This is a genomic window from Vibrio phycocola (assembly GCF_054404255.1).
Genome location: NZ_JBTAMQ010000009.1, coordinates 146,506 through 161,468 on the forward strand (window position 1 = coordinate 146,506; position 14,963 = coordinate 161,468).

14 protein-coding genes are annotated in these 14,963 nt (G+C 41.9%); 5 read left to right on the plus strand and 9 right to left on the minus strand.

Annotated elements, in window-relative coordinates; all coding sequences use genetic code 11:
• Positions 1-459 precede the first annotated feature (459 nt).
• On the minus strand, positions 460-2,109 hold the full coding sequence (gene groL, locus ACXJY6_RS13615) for a chaperonin GroEL (protein WP_456051619.1): 1,650 nt from the start codon (positions 2,107-2,109) through the stop codon (positions 460-462).
• A gap of 60 nt (positions 2,110-2,169) precedes the next feature.
• Positions 2,170-2,460, minus strand: coding sequence for a co-chaperone GroES (locus tag ACXJY6_RS13620; RefSeq protein ID WP_456051618.1), 291 nt, complete (start codon positions 2,458-2,460; stop codon positions 2,170-2,172).
• A gap of 260 nt (positions 2,461-2,720) precedes the next feature.
• Between ACXJY6_RS13620 and ACXJY6_RS13625 the strand changes: the two genes are divergently transcribed.
• The 4 genes from ACXJY6_RS13625 (at position 2,721) to ACXJY6_RS13640 (ending at position 6,316) form a co-directional block, all read left to right on the plus strand.
• Complete coding sequence (locus tag ACXJY6_RS13625; RefSeq protein ID WP_458768657.1) at positions 2,721-3,353, plus strand: helix-turn-helix transcriptional regulator; 633 nt, start codon at positions 2,721-2,723, stop codon at positions 3,351-3,353.
• 106 nt (positions 3,354-3,459) lie between these two features.
• Complete coding sequence (locus tag ACXJY6_RS13630; protein WP_456051616.1) at positions 3,460-3,786, plus strand: DUF3135 domain-containing protein; 327 nt, start codon at positions 3,460-3,462, stop codon at positions 3,784-3,786.
• 296 nt (positions 3,787-4,082) lie between these two features.
• The gene (tpiA, locus tag ACXJY6_RS13635) at positions 4,083-4,853 is read left to right on the plus strand and encodes a triose-phosphate isomerase (RefSeq protein ID WP_456051615.1); all 771 of its coding nucleotides are present in this window, start codon (positions 4,083-4,085) and stop codon (positions 4,851-4,853) included.
• Positions 4,854-4,975: 122 nt separating this feature from the next.
• Positions 4,976-6,316, plus strand: coding sequence for an MATE family efflux transporter (locus tag ACXJY6_RS13640; RefSeq protein WP_456051614.1), 1,341 nt, complete (start codon positions 4,976-4,978; stop codon positions 6,314-6,316).
• A 79-nt stretch (positions 6,317-6,395) separates the two neighbouring features.
• Here the strand turns inward: ACXJY6_RS13640 and rraA are convergent, their stop codons facing one another.
• The 7 genes from rraA to priA all read right to left on the minus strand — a co-directional run bounded on the left by rraA (position 6,396) and on the right by priA (position 14,293).
• Positions 6,396-6,926 (minus strand): ribonuclease E activity regulator RraA, encoded by a 531-nt coding sequence (rraA, locus tag ACXJY6_RS13645; RefSeq protein WP_456051613.1) that lies wholly within the window; start codon positions 6,924-6,926, stop codon positions 6,396-6,398.
• Between the two features lie 76 nt (positions 6,927-7,002).
• Positions 7,003-7,920: a 1,4-dihydroxy-2-naphthoate polyprenyltransferase gene (locus tag ACXJY6_RS13650; RefSeq protein ID WP_458768658.1), complete on the minus strand. Its 918-nt coding sequence runs from the start codon at positions 7,918-7,920 to the stop codon at positions 7,003-7,005.
• A gap of 156 nt (positions 7,921-8,076) precedes the next feature.
• On the minus strand, positions 8,077-9,399 hold the full coding sequence (gene hslU, locus ACXJY6_RS13655) for an ATP-dependent protease ATPase subunit HslU (protein ID WP_456051611.1): 1,323 nt from the start codon (positions 9,397-9,399) through the stop codon (positions 8,077-8,079).
• A gap of 43 nt (positions 9,400-9,442) precedes the next feature.
• Complete coding sequence (gene hslV / locus ACXJY6_RS13660) at positions 9,443-9,979, minus strand: ATP-dependent protease subunit HslV (protein WP_456051610.1); 537 nt, start codon at positions 9,977-9,979, stop codon at positions 9,443-9,445.
• Between the two features lie 151 nt (positions 9,980-10,130).
• On the minus strand, positions 10,131-10,691 hold the full coding sequence (locus ACXJY6_RS13665; protein WP_456051609.1) for an SPOR domain-containing protein: 561 nt from the start codon (positions 10,689-10,691) through the stop codon (positions 10,131-10,133).
• Positions 10,692-10,792: 101 nt separating this feature from the next.
• Positions 10,793-11,800: a DNA-binding transcriptional regulator CytR gene (gene cytR, locus ACXJY6_RS13670; RefSeq protein ID WP_458768659.1), complete on the minus strand. Its 1,008-nt coding sequence runs from the start codon at positions 11,798-11,800 to the stop codon at positions 10,793-10,795.
• Between the two features lie 291 nt (positions 11,801-12,091).
• Positions 12,092-14,293, minus strand: coding sequence for a primosomal protein N' (gene priA / locus ACXJY6_RS13675; protein WP_458768660.1), 2,202 nt, complete (start codon positions 14,291-14,293; stop codon positions 12,092-12,094).
• A gap of 241 nt (positions 14,294-14,534) precedes the next feature.
• Between priA and rpmE the strand changes: the two genes are divergently transcribed.
• Entirely contained in the window at positions 14,535-14,753 is a 219-nt protein-coding gene (rpmE, locus tag ACXJY6_RS13680; protein WP_456051606.1) for a 50S ribosomal protein L31, read from the plus strand.
• Positions 14,754-14,963: the final 210 nt, after the last annotated feature.

A 14,963-nucleotide genomic window follows, 5' to 3' on the forward strand; every position in this document is an offset into this window, starting at 1 on the left:
TCATTATGATCATGTGATTAAATTGCCAATTACTATCAATTCAAACTAGAGGTAACCATAAGATTTTATTATATATTTATATACAGCCATTTCTAGCCACACTCTAGCTGAGTAATCTCACAATAATAGATAACAAACATAGGTTGCTTGATTATAGGTCATAATCGGCAAGCGTAGTCGCTAACATATTCTTATTAATAATTTACTAAATTGACTTACTGCTGTCACAAAAAGGTACCATATTGAGCCACTTGGAGCTTACCTTGACCACTTATATCGCCGAAATTTAGGGAAACTTAAATAAAATCTTTTAAAAATCAGATATGTGCCACAAATTTACATTAGATGAGTCTAATCTAGAGTAAGAATTGGGTTTAACGGTGGGAATAAAAAACGAGGCTAAATATAAGCCTCGTTTTTATTAAGATAGGTTTGGTAAAAAGGAAAGTAATTCCGGAATTACATCATTCCGCCCATACCACCCATTCCACCCATTCCGCCCATATCAGGCATTGCTGGAGCGTTATCAGATTGAGGAATATCAGTGATCATTGCTTCAGTAGTAATCATAAGACCAGCAACAGATGCTGCAAACTGAAGCGCACTACGTGTTACTTTAGTTGGATCCAAGATTCCCATATCAATCATATTGCCGTATTCGCCAGTCGCAGCGTTATAGCCGTAGCTACCTTCACCCGCTTTAACGTTATTTGCAACAACAGACTCTTCATCACCTGAGTTAGACACGATTTGACGTAAAGGTGCTTCCATAGCACGAAGGGCAACGCGAATACCAACATTCTGCTCTTCATTTGCGCCTTTAAGACCAGCAACTTTAGAGGCAGCTCGAACTAGAGCAACACCACCACCGGCAACCACACCTTCTTCTACCGCAGCGCGAGTCGCGTGTAGCGCATCTTCTACGCGATCTTTCTTCTCTTTCATTTCAACTTCAGTCGCCGCGCCAACTTTAATTACCGCTACACCGCCAGCAAGTTTAGCTACGCGCTCTTGAAGTTTCTCTTTATCGTAATCAGATGTCGCTTCTTCTATTTGTTGACGAATTTGTACAACACGCCCTTGAATAGAAGCCTCTTCACCTGAACCATCGATAATGGTTGTATTTTCTTTGGTGATTGACACGCGTTTAGCTTGACCAAGATCTTCTAGAGCAGCTTTTTCAAGTTCTAGCCCGATCTCTTCAGAAATAACAGTACCGCCAGTCAGGATAGCGATATCTTGTAGCATCGCTTTACGACGGTCACCGAAACCAGGCGCTTTAACAGCAGCAACTTTCACAATACCCCGCATGTTGTTTACAACAAGTGTCGCGAGTGCTTCACCTTCAACATCTTCAGCAATAATCAATAGAGGACGAGAAGCTTTTGCAACGGCTTCTAGACAGCCAAGAAGTTCACGAATGTTTGATACTTTCTTATCAACCAACAAGATAAATGGATTATCTAAATCTACAGAACCCGCTTCTTGGTTATTAATGAAATATGGTGACAAATAACCACGGTCGAACTGCATACCTTCAACAACAGCTAACTCGTCTTGTAATGCTTGACCTTCTTCAACGGTAATAACACCATCACGGCCAACTTTTTCCATTGCTTCAGCAATGATGTTACCAACACTGCTATCTGAGTTCGCAGAAATAGTACCAACTTGAGCAATAGCTTTGGTATCAGCACAAGGGACAGATAGTGTTTTCAATTCTTCAACAGCAGCAATAATTGCTTGATCGATACCGCGCTTAAGATCCATTGGGTTCATGCCAGCTGCAACCGCTTTAAGACCTTCAGTAATAATAGATTGAGCTAAAACAGTCGCTGTTGTCGTACCATCACCTGCCGCATCATTTGCTTGAGACGCAACTTCTTTAACCATTTGAGCGCCCATGTTTTGGAATTTATCTTCCAATTCAATTTCACGGGCAACAGAAACACCATCTTTAGTAATAGAAGGTGAGCCAAATGATTTATCAAGAACAACATTACGTCCTTTTGGTCCCAAAGTAACTTTTACAGCGTTCGCTAATACGTTCACGCCTTCTAGCATTTTCACACGTGCATCGTTGCCAAATTTTACATCTTTAGCTGCCATCGTTATTTCCTTTTCTCAATTCGGTTATCATGTTTTAGTTGTTGAAGTAAGAGCAAAAAATTAATCGACAATTGCCAATATATCGCTCTCAGAAAGAATCAGGACTTCTTTGCCATCGATTTTTTCTGATTTAGTACCATAGCCTTCGGCAAAGATCACCGAATCGCCAATTTTAACGTCTAGAGGTAGAATACTACCGTTTTCTAAAATACGTCCTTTACCAACTGCGATAATCTTACCGCGAGTCGATTTTTCTGCCGCTGAACCTGTTAAAACAATACCACCAGCCGACTTAGACTCAGCTTCTTGGCGCTCAACAATAACTCTGTCATGTAATGGACGAATATTCATCGGTCGTCTCTCCTGATTAATTTTCAGTTTTAGTTAGATAAAAAACTACAAAGTAGCTCGTGCTTCATATGTTGGGGAGAAAAGTGAATATACCAAGGGGGAAAACTCAAAAAATGTGATCATTTTGATGAAATTTTTCTTTTTGGGATAAATTGCTTACCTGAATAAAATTGGAAGAATTAAAAGCACACGAAAATAGTCAACTATTTACTTTATTAATCAGAGTTACGATAATGAAAACTCAGTTAATAAGGGATGACATGAAAACTGCTGAAAAAATTCTACATACCATCAAGCGCGACGGTGCTGTCTCTGCAAAACAGATTGCTGAGCAATTTGGGATGACAACCATGGGTGCTCGTCAGCATCTCCAAAGCTTAGAGAAAGATGGGATTCTAGAAACGTTCGATATAAAGGTAAAAGTAGGTCGTCCATCACGTAACTGGGCACTTACCGACAAAGGTAACGAACAATTTAGTGATCGTCATGGTGAGCTATCGATTCAAATGATTGAAGCTGTTGGTAACCTATTTGGTCAAGATGGGTTACAAAAAGTCGTCCAACAACGTGAAACTCAAACATTAAAAAACTACCAGAAAGCGCTCGTCAATACAGATTCTCTTGAAGAAAAACTATCTGTCCTTGCAAAACTGCGAGAAAACGAAGGTTACATGGTTGAAATAGAAACGACAGAGTTTGGTTATCGATTTATTGAAAATCACTGCCCTATTTGTCGTGCTGCAACGCATTGTCAATCTTTTTGCCAATCAGAATTGAGTGTTTTCAAACTGTTACTTAAAGACGATGCCAGCATCGAACGAGAAGAGCATATTATTTCGGGTCAACGTCGGTGTAGCTACATTGTTACACCCCATGAGAAACCGTCTCAATAACAAGAATGCAATTAATCCCTCTTCGATTTGCTTTTTTTTTCACCGCCTCTAGTTTAGTGTTCTAGGTAACAGCTTAGATGTAACTGATGTGATGATGAGGTGAACAATGAGTAATACTGCACATGTACAACCACTTCCCCCTTTCGATGAATTGGTCGAATTGGCGCAAGGAAATCCACAAGCATTTACAATCTTAAAACAAGAAATCTGTGAAGAAACGATTCTTGCCTCTTCTGAGGATATGCAAGATCGCTTATGGGCACTGCAAAGCCATATCGATAGAATCATTGAGACAAGTAGCAATCCAAACCATGCTAATGTTCGCTTAATGAAAGAACTCACTAAACAAGTTGTTCGTTTCCAAGATTCACTTGAATGCTCAATTAATCAAGAAGAGCTACCAACAGCAAAAATTCTTCAATTCTCTCGCTAATTTCATAGTACGTCCCTCTCTCACTCATCCGTATTATTAATATTTAATACGGATGAATTCAAATTCCCTTCTATATTTCCACTGCTCTTTTATATCGACAAATATAAAACGATGGTTTAATAATTCATAACCAAAGTATCAATTATTTTATGTGATTCGATTTATTTTTACCTTTGAAAAAATTTGTAAGATTCCAGTAAACACGTGTCCAGAATCATGAATTACGCCTTTTTATCTGCTATATTCTGTCACAGATTTAATTCTTTTTTATAAACTTAAATTTTGGAGATTTTCCTATGCGTCGTCCTGTAGTTATGGGTAACTGGAAACTAAATGGTAGCAAATCAATGGTAACCGACCTTCTAAACGGCTTAAACACTGAGCTTGAAGGTGTTTCTGGTGTTGATGTTGCTGTTGCGCCCCCAGCTCTTTATGTTGACCTAGCTGAACGTTTAATCAGCGAAGGCGGAAACAAAATCATTCTTGGCGCACAAAATACTGACCTTAAAAACAGTGGCGCATTCACTGGTGACGTATCTCCAGAAATGCTAAAAGACTTCGGTGCGACTCACATCATTATCGGTCATTCGGAGCGCCGTGAATATCACGCAGAGTCAGACCAGTTTGTCGCGAAGAAATTCGCATTCTTAAAAGAAAATGGTTTGGTGCCTGTTTTCTGTATCGGTGAATCTGATGCTCAAAATGAAGCAGGTGAAACTGAAGCTGTATGTGCTCGTCAAATTAATGCTGTTATCGACGAGTGTGGTGTTGAAGCTTTTAATGGCGCTATCATTGCTTACGAACCAATTTGGGCAATTGGTACAGGTAAAGCGGCAACAGCAGAAGACGCACAGCGCATTCATGCTTCTATCCGTGCTCTTATCGCGGCAAAAGATCCAGCGGTTGCTGAGCAACTAATCATTCAATACGGTGGTTCTGTTAAGCCAGAAAACGCTGATTCTTACTTCGCACAACCAGACATCGATGGTGCTCTAGTTGGCGGTGCAGCTCTGGATGCAAAAGGGTTTGCAGCCATTGCTAAAGCAGCAGCTAAAGCGAAAGCTTAAGTTACTACATACAATGTTAAAGGTCAGCTTCGGCTGGCCTTTTTTATATCTGGCGTTTAAGCCTCTAGGAGATTACTCAACTATCCAGTATTCTATTTACAAATTCTTAACTCATGCCTTCTATGCAAGATAAACACGGACTGCTATCCAGTCCTATCCATCTCGTACTTCGACAAATGACCATTCCGATGGTGTTTGGCCTTGTAGCGATACTATTATTTAATCTTGTTGATACCTTCTTCATTTCTCTGCTGGGCACTGAAGCGCTTGCAGCAATGAGTTATACCTTTCCGGTAACCTTTGCTGTCAACTGCATCACCATGGGAATCGGAACCGGTTTGTCTGCATTGATTGGAAGATTACTAGGACAAGGGGAAACAAGCAGTGCCACCATGTTAACATCGCACGGACTTCTCCTTGCCGTGACTCTCGTTGTTTTAACCTCTTTCCTCGGCTTATCAACTATCGAACCTTTATTTCGTTTGCTGGGTGCAAATGATGAGTTACTTCCTCTTATTCATCAATATATGTCGATATGGTATTGTGCGATTCCACTTCTGGTTATTCCGATGGCAGGAAATAGCGCTATTCGAGCCACTGGCGATACCAAAACGCCGGCGATCATAATGATCATATCTGGCGTCATCAATGGCATTCTCGATCCATTATTGATTTTTGGTTATGGCCCTTTTCCTGAACTTGGAATGCAAGGTGCTGCAATTGCCAGTGGCGTGAGTTGGTGTGGTGCGCTTATCAGCTCTTTTTATATTTTAATTATTAGAGACAAACTGATCAGTAAACCCAAATGGAGATATTTACTGCAAGATTGGAAAAACATCTTAGCTATTGGAACGCCAGCGGCATTTTCAATTGCAATGAATCCTCTGTGTGGCGCAATTCTCATGGTGCTACTATCGAAACATGGCACAGCAGCTGTAGCAGCCTATGGTGCAGCACAGAGAGTTGAATCTCTACTTATGATTGTCTTAATGTCACTCACCTCTGCTTTAACCCCTTTTATGGCTCAAAACTTAGGGGCGCAACAGACTCAGCGTAGCTTTGATGCTCTATTTCTCAGCATACGATTTTCAGTGTTATTTCAATTGCTAATATTTATCATGATGGTGCCACTCAGCGTGCCATTGTCTCATTTATTTTCTCAAGACCCACAGGTACGCGAATTACTTTGGTACTACTTACTCATCGTGCCAATAAGCTACGGTTTTCAAGGTATTGTCATGATGCTGGTGTCAGCACTAAACGCAATGCGCCAGCCAGTTAAAGCCTTTGGGTGGAACTTTATTCGTTTGTTTTTCTTTACTCTTCCTGGGGCTTGGATTGGGTCTTGGTTATATGGCATTAAAGGGGTATTCATAGGAATGGCGATAAGCACAACATTAAGTGGTGCTATGAGTTACTTCTATGCGCGAAAGCTACACAGAAGTGTTATGGCTTCAAGTTAAACAATCCCGAGTAAGCTGAAACATAAAAGCCGATAAACTGATTTATCGGCTTTTTCGAATACGCATATTGATAAGAGAATTATTCTTCTGATTCAACTATCTCGTCATCAAAGTCATCTTCATATCCATCTGGACTTAATGCTTCTGGAGAAATAATAATTCCGGTGCTATCTGCATAGAGATAATCATCAGGTAAAAATGTCACTCCACCGAAGTTAACTGGGATATCACCTTCACCAATACCTTGGCTCGATGCACCCACTGGAATTGGAGCCATGGCTTGAATGCCGAGTCCTACTTCTTCTAAATCATCAATTTCGCGTACACTTCCATATACGACGATACCTTCCCATTCATTATCTTCAGCAAGCGTTGCAATCTCAGCGTCAATCAAGGCACGGCGTAATGAACCACCACCATCGATTAATAATACTCGGCCTTCACCATCTTGTTCTAGAACCTCTCGAATCAAGCCATTATCTTCAAAACACTTAATCGTCGTGATTTGGCCTGCGAACGAAGTGCGTCCACCAAAATTACTGAACATGGGTTCAACCACATCAACTTGATCAATGTACATGTCACAAAGTGCAGACGTATTATATTCCATAGCAACGGTTCCCATAACGAAGGTAATCTCATTTGAGTATAAAGACTGAATAAGTCATTGCAATCACAAAATTCAATTAACTGATAAGAGTTTGAGCTACTACCACCACAACGAACAAAAGATTTGTTACCACAGAGCATCTAACAATTACAGGTAACATAGGAGCAATCTGAATTGGGTGGCTTGCTCGTTTGATCGCAATGACGTGTTTGGTGACAATAACAAGGCTCAACGCAAACGGAAAGCTAATCCACAAAGAAGCGTTTTGCAGCAACAGATAACTACTAAATGCGATTAACGCACTAACCAGCAAGACTACATGGTATTGCTTCGCAAGTTTAGACCCTAATCGTACCGCCACAGTACGTTTGCCACATTGCTGATCATTCTCTATATCGCGCATGTTATTCACATTAAGTACCGCAACCGCAAATAATCCACATCCAATAGAAGGAAGCAATAAGCGCATATCGACCGACCCAGTATGGAGGAAATAGGTACCATAGACACCCAATAACCCAAAGAAAATGAAAACTGAAAGGTCGCCTAATCCAACATAGCCATAAGGTTTGCTGCCCATGGTATAAGCAACCGCCGCTACCATAGCTAATACACCAAAGCTCATGAAGATGAAAATACTCTCCCAAGAATCAAGAGCGTAAAGAATAAGGACTAATCCAGATAGCATCGTCAGCAACACATTGATGACAATGGCTTTACGCATTGCCTCAAGACTGACAGCTCCTGACTGTAATGCACGCATTGGCCCTAGCCGTTCATCATTATCTGTTCCCTTAACACAATCACCGTAGTCATTGGCCAAGTTGGACAGTATTTGCAATAGGATGGCGGTCACTAATGCAAGTAATGTTACCCAAATAGAAAATTGGCCGAATGAGAATGCCAGTGTGCTTCCCGTTAAAATCGAGACTAACGCCAAAGGTAAGGTTTTTGGCCGAGCGGCATCTAACCAGATCGAAATTGATTGATTCATGGTACAAACAGTGAGTGCGACAAAGAGAGTTATTATACGCTGAAATGGTGACCATGATAAAGCCCGTCGATGACGGGCTTGATTTTATATATCAAACGGTAGCGTTTATAAGAAACAAAGTATCAATGGTCAACAATACTGTTCGTTTAGAAAACACTATAAAATAAAGCGAGTTAGGTCTTCATCCTCTACCAATTCACCTAAACACGTTTTGACATAAGCTTCATCGATAGTAAAAGTTGACCCTGACTTTTCAGTCGCATCAAATGAAATCTCATCCATTAAGCGCTCTAACACTGTATGCAGACGACGAGCACCGATATTTTCGGTGGTTTCATTTACACGCCAAGCCGCGTTTGCAATCTGGCTAATTCCGTCATCAGTGAAATCTAACGTCACTTCTTCTGTATTCATCAGCGCAATGTACTGCTCGGTTAATGATGCTTTTGGCTCGGTAAGTATGCGCTTGAAGTCATCACTGGTTAAAGCTTCAAGTTCAACTCGAATCGGTAGACGACCTTGCAGTTCAGGAATCAAATCTGATGGCTTTGCTACTTGGAATGCACCTGATGCAATAAACAAGATATGATCCGTTTTAACCATCCCATGCTTAGTCGACACACTACTTCCTTCAATCAAGGGAAGTAGATCTCGCTGAACTCCTTCACGAGAAACGTCTGGGCCTGATGATTCACCACGTTTACAAATCTTATCAAATTCATCGATAAAAACGATGCCATTATTCTCAACATTAAAAATGGCTTGCTCTTTAAGCTCTTCTTGATTAACTAATTTAGCGGCTTCTTCCTCAACCATCGCTTTCTGCGCGTCTTTCACTTTCATTTTGCGCTTTTTCTTGGTGTCACCGGCGAGGTTTTGGAACATACCCTGAAGCTGATTCGTCATCTCTTCCATGCCGGGAGGAGCCATAATTTCAACGCCCATTTGTGGCGCAGCAATATCGATTTCGATTTCTTTATCATCGAGATCTCCTTCACGTAATTTTTTACGGAAGATTTGGCGTGTTTTTGAGTTATCTTCGCCGTCTTCCCAGCCATCACGTGGAGGAGGAAGTAAGGCATCTAAAATTCGCTCTTCCGCCATCTCTTCGGCACGGAATGTAACTTTCTCCATCGCTTGCTGATGCGTCATTTTTACAGCAACTTCTGTAAGATCGCGAATAATCGATTCAACTTCCTTACCAACATAGCCTACTTCAGTAAACTTAGTCGCTTCTACTTTGATAAATGGAGCATTAGCTAATTTTGCAAGGCGACGAGCAATCTCGGTTTTACCAACACCTGTTGGGCCGATCATCAGAATATTCTTTGGTGACACTTCTGCTCGTAAAGCATCATCAAGTTGCATTCGACGCCAGCGATTACGTAGTGCGATGGCAACCGAGCGTTTTGCTTTGTCTTGACCAATAATGTGGCGATTGAGTTCGTGAACAATTTCACGTGGGGTCATTTCAGACATACTTAATATCCTTAATCTTGATGTAACACACTATCGGCATGAGTTATTTTTCTTCGGGAATGTCGAGTTCTTCAATAGTATGGTTATGATTGGTAAACACACAAATATCACCAGCAATCAGTAGCGCTTTCTCTGCAATCGTTCGTGCATCTAATTCTGTATTTTCCAGCAATGCGGTGGCCGCTGCTTGTGCGAAATTACCACCAGAGCCTATCGCTATCAGATCATTTTCTGGCTCAACCACATCACCATTGCCCGTAATGATTAACGAGGCCGTTTCATCGGCAACGGCTAAAATGGCTTCTAACCGTCGAAGCGCGCGATCACTACGCCAATCTTTGGCAAGTTCAACGGCTGCTTTGGTTAAGTGACCTTGGTGCATTTGCAATTTGCTTTCAAATCGCTCAAACAAAGTAAAGGCATCGGCAGTACCGCCAGCAAAACCAGCCAGCACTTGATTATTGTAGAGACGACGTACTTTACGTGCGTTGCCTTTCATCACCGTATTGCCAAGGGAAACTTGCCCATCACCAGCAATCACGACTTTGTTATTTCGTCGTACAGATACAATGGTAGTCACGAGATGCCTCTTATTTCATTTAAAAGTTAATTAAAATGTATATGAGGATCGTTCGAGGGAAATTCAAGTATTCAGTGGGATTTGCTAAGGGAGTTAGACGTTGTTTGGTGATAAACAACGTCTAATATGATTAGGAGCATCGGCAAGTTGATTAATTCTGTGCTTCTTTCCAAATAGCACAAGGTTCAATTTTAGCTCGTTGCAGCTTATGTTTGTCACGCTCAGCATCTCGTTTAAACTTGTAAGGACCAAGCACTACTCGAAACCAACTGCTGCCTTCTTTCTGGCGCACTGTACTTTGAATACCTTGAAAGGCGATATTCGCTTTTCGCTCCTGAGCGTGGGCAGCAGTTTTATACGCACCACACTGCATGATGTAGGGTATTTCAGACACCTGTAACTCTCTTGCTGTCACCTCAATTTCATTACTTGGCAATAATTGCTCATATTCCCAAGTTTGAGTCGGTGGCGGAGGTAGGTTCTCTTCTTTTGGTTTCGGCTTTGGTTTCACCACAGGAGCTGGTGCTATTTTCACTGTAGGTTGAGGGTCAGGAGACTGGCTAAGGAAAGTTAAACCATAACCAAACAAACAGACAACCACAATAGCCGTTAAACCACTTCGGATAGGTAGGCCTTTGGATTTAGGCTTCTTTTTAGTCGCAGACTGCTTTGAGCGTCCACCACCTCGTTTTACATAATCTTTATTGGCCACGATCGATTGATTTTTAACTAAATAATAATGAAGTATCTTTACAGGGTAGCCTAACTTCTTCGTTATATCTATGCGTGATCAACAATCTTGACGCAATGTGATTAGGGAACTCTCGGCGGCGCGACACTTTCACGAATGATCAATTCTGTTTCCAATAATCGAGACCCAGCTCTTACATCATTTCCACGTAATACTTCCAACATCATCAGCATGGCCTGGCGTCCAATTTCGTATTTAGGCTGCGCGACCGTGGTTAACGGAGGATCACAATACTGTGCAAACTTAATATCATCGAAACCCACGACAGATAGATCCTGAGGGATTTTCAACCCCATACGCTTGGCTTCTTGTATGACGCCAATAGCCATCATATCGTTGTGGCAAAAAATCGCAGTTGGAGGCACAGGTAGGTTTAGCAATTGCTTTGCTGCTACCACTCCACCTTCAAATGAAAAATCACTGAATAAATGATAGGAAGGGTTCATAGTGACATTGGCACGACGTAAGGCTTGGAGGTAGCCCTGATGCCTAAACTGACACAATGCGGCGGTTTCTGGCCCTGATAACTCAGCTATTTTCTTGTGTCCCATTTGTCCTAGGTAATTAACCACTTCAAAGGCTGAGGTTAAATTATCAATATGCACAGTAGGAAGCTCGAGCTCTGGAGCATATTCACAGGCCATCACCATCGGCGGCAGGTTTTTTTGTTCAGATTTACTCACATCAAAAGGAAGATCGGTCCCTAGCAACAACATGCCATCCGCTTGTTTGGTAAAAACTAAATTGACAAAAGAGCTCTCTCGTCGTTTTTGCTGACAGCTATCTCCCAACAATACCAAATACCCATTCTCGATAGCAGCGTCCTCTATCCCTCGAATAATTTCAGAGAAATAAGGGTCACAAATGTCCGGGACAATAGCCACAATGGTTTTGGATTCATTTCGACGTAGGCTTCTCGCTAAAGAGTTTGGCGAGTAACCCGACTCTAATACCGCCTCTTCCACTCTCTGCCGAGTGGTCGGTGATACTTTCTCTGGATTCATTAGCGCACGAGATACCGTAGCAGTCGATACTCCAGCTAATTGAGCAACATCTTTCATTGTCGCCATACTAATTTACCCTCTCAGTTCACCGAGATGCCTTAACAACTCTCTGTAAAGAATACAAAACTATTGTACTTCCTTTAGTGTAAGCATTTCTCCAAAGAAAATTTCGGTCTAATTAACAAAACTTGCATTATAAACGTGAACTCGCTCACGACAAGTAGCATTAGTTTTATCAATAAGCGTATTACCAGTCGAAAAAGAGTAAATAGTGAACATCAAAACCCTATAAAATGTGATGTTAATCACCTTTAACTGACGATATTGACCTTAAATGCTCGTTCTAATCTCACGACCTTACGACATATCTAGTGGTTCTATATCTAAAGACCATTTAACTTTTGGCGCAAGTGGTAACAATTGAATAGCAGGTTTTGCACTGGCTAATAGACGCTGCATTTTCGATCTTGCGTGAGTTTGTAGTAAAAGATGCCAACGATACTTCCCCGCTCTTTTTGCGAGAGGAGCTGGAATTGGTCCTAATACCATGCATGAGTCATCAAACAGCGGATGAACTTCTAAGGTTTGCCGAACTTGACGCAAAAAATCTTCAACATTAGTCGAATTATTCGACTCAGCGCGAATTAACGTCAAAAACGTAAACGGTGGTTGCCATGCCATTTTTCGATCATTTAACGCTGATTGTGCAAAATGTTGATAGTCTTGATCAACGAGAGAGCGCAACAAAGGGTTATCTGGGTGGTGAGTTTGTAAGATAACCTCGCCTGGTTTACTGGCTCGTCCAGCGCGTCCCGCGACTTGAATAAATAGTTGAGCTAAACGCTCTGGAGAACGAAAATCGCTACTAAAGAGTGCACTATCGACATCAAGTAAAGCCACAAGTGTCACATCTGGAAAGTGATGCCCTTTCGCCAACATTTGCGTGCCGATCAGAATATTATACTCGCCACTGTGAATTGAAGATAATGCGCTTTCTAAGCTCCCTTTTCTCCGAGTACTATCGCGGTCGATGCGCAGGGTTTTATATTCAGGAAACAAGCTTTCAAGTTGTTTTTCTAATTGCTCTGTCCCTACGCCAACCGTCACCATATTGGTGGAACCACAATCTTGACACTGCCGAGAAACTGGGCGCTGTGACCCACAATGATGACACCTAAGCTCATTACTAAACTGATGATAAGTGTAATAAGCATCACATCGTTTACATTCAGAGATCCATCCACATTCGTGACACATTAATGCAGGGGAAAAGCCTCGACGATTGAGAAACAGGAGCACTTGGTTTCCTGCACTTAAGTGACGTCTCATCTCTGCCATTAATGGTGCCGACAACCCACCTTCTAAATAAAGCCCCTTAATATCTAGGACTCGATTCGTGGTTGGAACCGCCAGCCCTGCTCTTTGAGTCAACTTCAGGTGGTGATACTTTCCGTTATTTGCGTTATGTAAGGTCTCTAACGCGGGCGTTGCAGATCCAAGCACAATCGGAATATCTTCAAGGTGTGCACGCATCACTGCCACATCACGAGCATGATAACGCAATGAATCCTGCTGTTTATATGACGTGTCATGCTCTTCATCCACAATAATAATGCCGAGCTGGCGAAATGGTGCAAATAGAGCCGAGCGAGTACCTATAACAATGCCAGCATGGCCATCTCGCGCCGCTAACCATGCATTTAATCGTTCGGTATCATTCAATCCAGAGTGAATGACTTCTATCGGTACATTAAAGCGGCGCTTAAAACGGTTAATGGTCTGTGGCGTTAACCCAATTTCTGGCACTAATACTAAAGCTTGCTCCCCACGTTCGAGTACCGGCGTAATCAGATTTAAATATACTTCGGTCTTTCCTGATCCGGTCACCCCATCGATCAGCGCACAAGCAAAAGATGAAAAACTGTTTACTGTCGCAATCGCGACAACTTGCTCTTGATTGAGATCGGGTTTATCGGTTTGGTTCTCAAACTCTGTTGCCCATTGACCACGCAACGGCATCTTGCTGTGCTGTTCAATCCAACCTTTATCTTCTAATGAAGTCAAGAACGTGCGGTTTATCTCTTCCTCAATGAAAAGATCCTGCACAACTGGACCCGATTGCAACATAGAAAGCACTCTGGCTTGCTTCACTGCTCGACCAAGCCCCTGCATCAGTTTGTTGCGCCCCGACTCGGTTAACGACCATTCAATCATTGGGGCGACAGAAGCGGATTTTCCTTTTCTTAACGCCGCTGGCATCGCGATCGCAAAGGTATCACCGAGCGGATAATGGTAGAACTGGCTACACCAATTAATTAAGGAGTAGAGTTGATCACGCCACAAGGGTTCGTTGTCGATCACGGTTTTAATCGGCTTGAGTTGCTCTAACGCTAATTCCGATTCAGCAACAAACTCGACAACAATACCAACCAATGTTTGCCGCCCAAAAGGAACGGAAACACGCCCTCCAACCACGGGAAAGCAATGGCTTGGAACGATATAATCAAATTGCTTATCAAGTGGAACAGGTAACGCAACACGTGCAATATTCGGGCGCATAAAGAAAGATTTCGGAATAATAAATGAATAGATAGTCTAAACGATGAGTTTCCTAATTTCGAGCCGTTAATATGGTGAAAATAACAGCAAAAGAAGTTGATCCATCCGACACTTTTCATTAGTATAGCGCGCCTCAAGGTCTGTTTACCAAAATGACAACCTTGGGTTACGCAATTTAACTCTACGTGTGGTGTCCGGCAAAGACTCGGATGGCGACACGGCCTAATATTGAGGTTATCCTATGAAAGCTGGAATCCACCCAGAATACAAAGAAGTAAGCGCAACTTGCTCTTGCGGCAACGCGTTCACTTTTAAATCATCTATGGCGAAAGATTCTCTTCACCTAGACGTATGTGACAAATGTCACCCATTCTACACTGGTAAGCAACGTATCGTTGATACAGGCGGCCGTGTTGATCGCTTCACTAAACGCTTTGGTAACTTATCAAGCAAGAAGTAATAACTTCTAAAATGTGAATGCAAAGGACGCTATATTGGCGTCCTTTTTAGTTTCTGCTTGCAGCCTTAGCTCTATAGAACTCTTTGTTTTCCTTTTTGTTTACAGTTTATTCAGTTTTTGGACTATTTTTATTGCTGCAGCTCTTTTCCTTGCTATGAAGATGGATCAACATCCATTAAAATAGCTGCTGGAAAAAACACCATAACCTCA

What these genes read in the sequence shown, in the direction of transcription:
- groL (WP_456051619.1), bottom strand. Translation starts at nt 2,109, where the DNA reads ATGGCAGCTAAAGATGTAAAATTTGGCAACGATGCACGTGTGAAAATG.
- ACXJY6_RS13620 (WP_456051618.1), bottom strand. Translation starts at nt 2,460, where the DNA reads ATGAATATTCGTCCATTACATGACAGAGTTATTGTTGAGCGCCAAGAA.
- ACXJY6_RS13625 (WP_458768657.1), top strand. Translation starts at nt 2,721, where the DNA reads ATGAAAACTGCTGAAAAAATTCTACATACCATCAAGCGCGACGGTGCT.
- ACXJY6_RS13630 (WP_456051616.1), top strand. Translation starts at nt 3,460, where the DNA reads ATGAGTAATACTGCACATGTACAACCACTTCCCCCTTTCGATGAATTG.
- tpiA (WP_456051615.1), top strand. Translation starts at nt 4,083, where the DNA reads ATGCGTCGTCCTGTAGTTATGGGTAACTGGAAACTAAATGGTAGCAAA.
- ACXJY6_RS13640 (WP_456051614.1), top strand. Translation starts at nt 4,976, where the DNA reads ATGCAAGATAAACACGGACTGCTATCCAGTCCTATCCATCTCGTACTT.
- rraA (WP_456051613.1), bottom strand. Translation starts at nt 6,926, where the DNA reads ATGGAATATAATACGTCTGCACTTTGTGACATGTACATTGATCAAGTT.
- ACXJY6_RS13650 (WP_458768658.1), bottom strand. Translation starts at nt 7,920, where the DNA reads ATGAATCAATCAATTTCGATCTGGTTAGATGCCGCTCGGCCAAAAACC.
- hslU (WP_456051611.1), bottom strand. Translation starts at nt 9,399, where the DNA reads ATGTCTGAAATGACCCCACGTGAAATTGTTCACGAACTCAATCGCCAC.
- cytR (WP_458768659.1), bottom strand. Translation starts at nt 11,800, where the DNA reads ATGGCGACAATGAAAGATGTTGCTCAATTAGCTGGAGTATCGACTGCT.
- priA (WP_458768660.1), bottom strand. Translation starts at nt 14,293, where the DNA reads ATGCGCCCGAATATTGCACGTGTTGCGTTACCTGTTCCACTTGATAAG.
- rpmE (WP_456051606.1), top strand. Translation starts at nt 14,535, where the DNA reads ATGAAAGCTGGAATCCACCCAGAATACAAAGAAGTAAGCGCAACTTGC.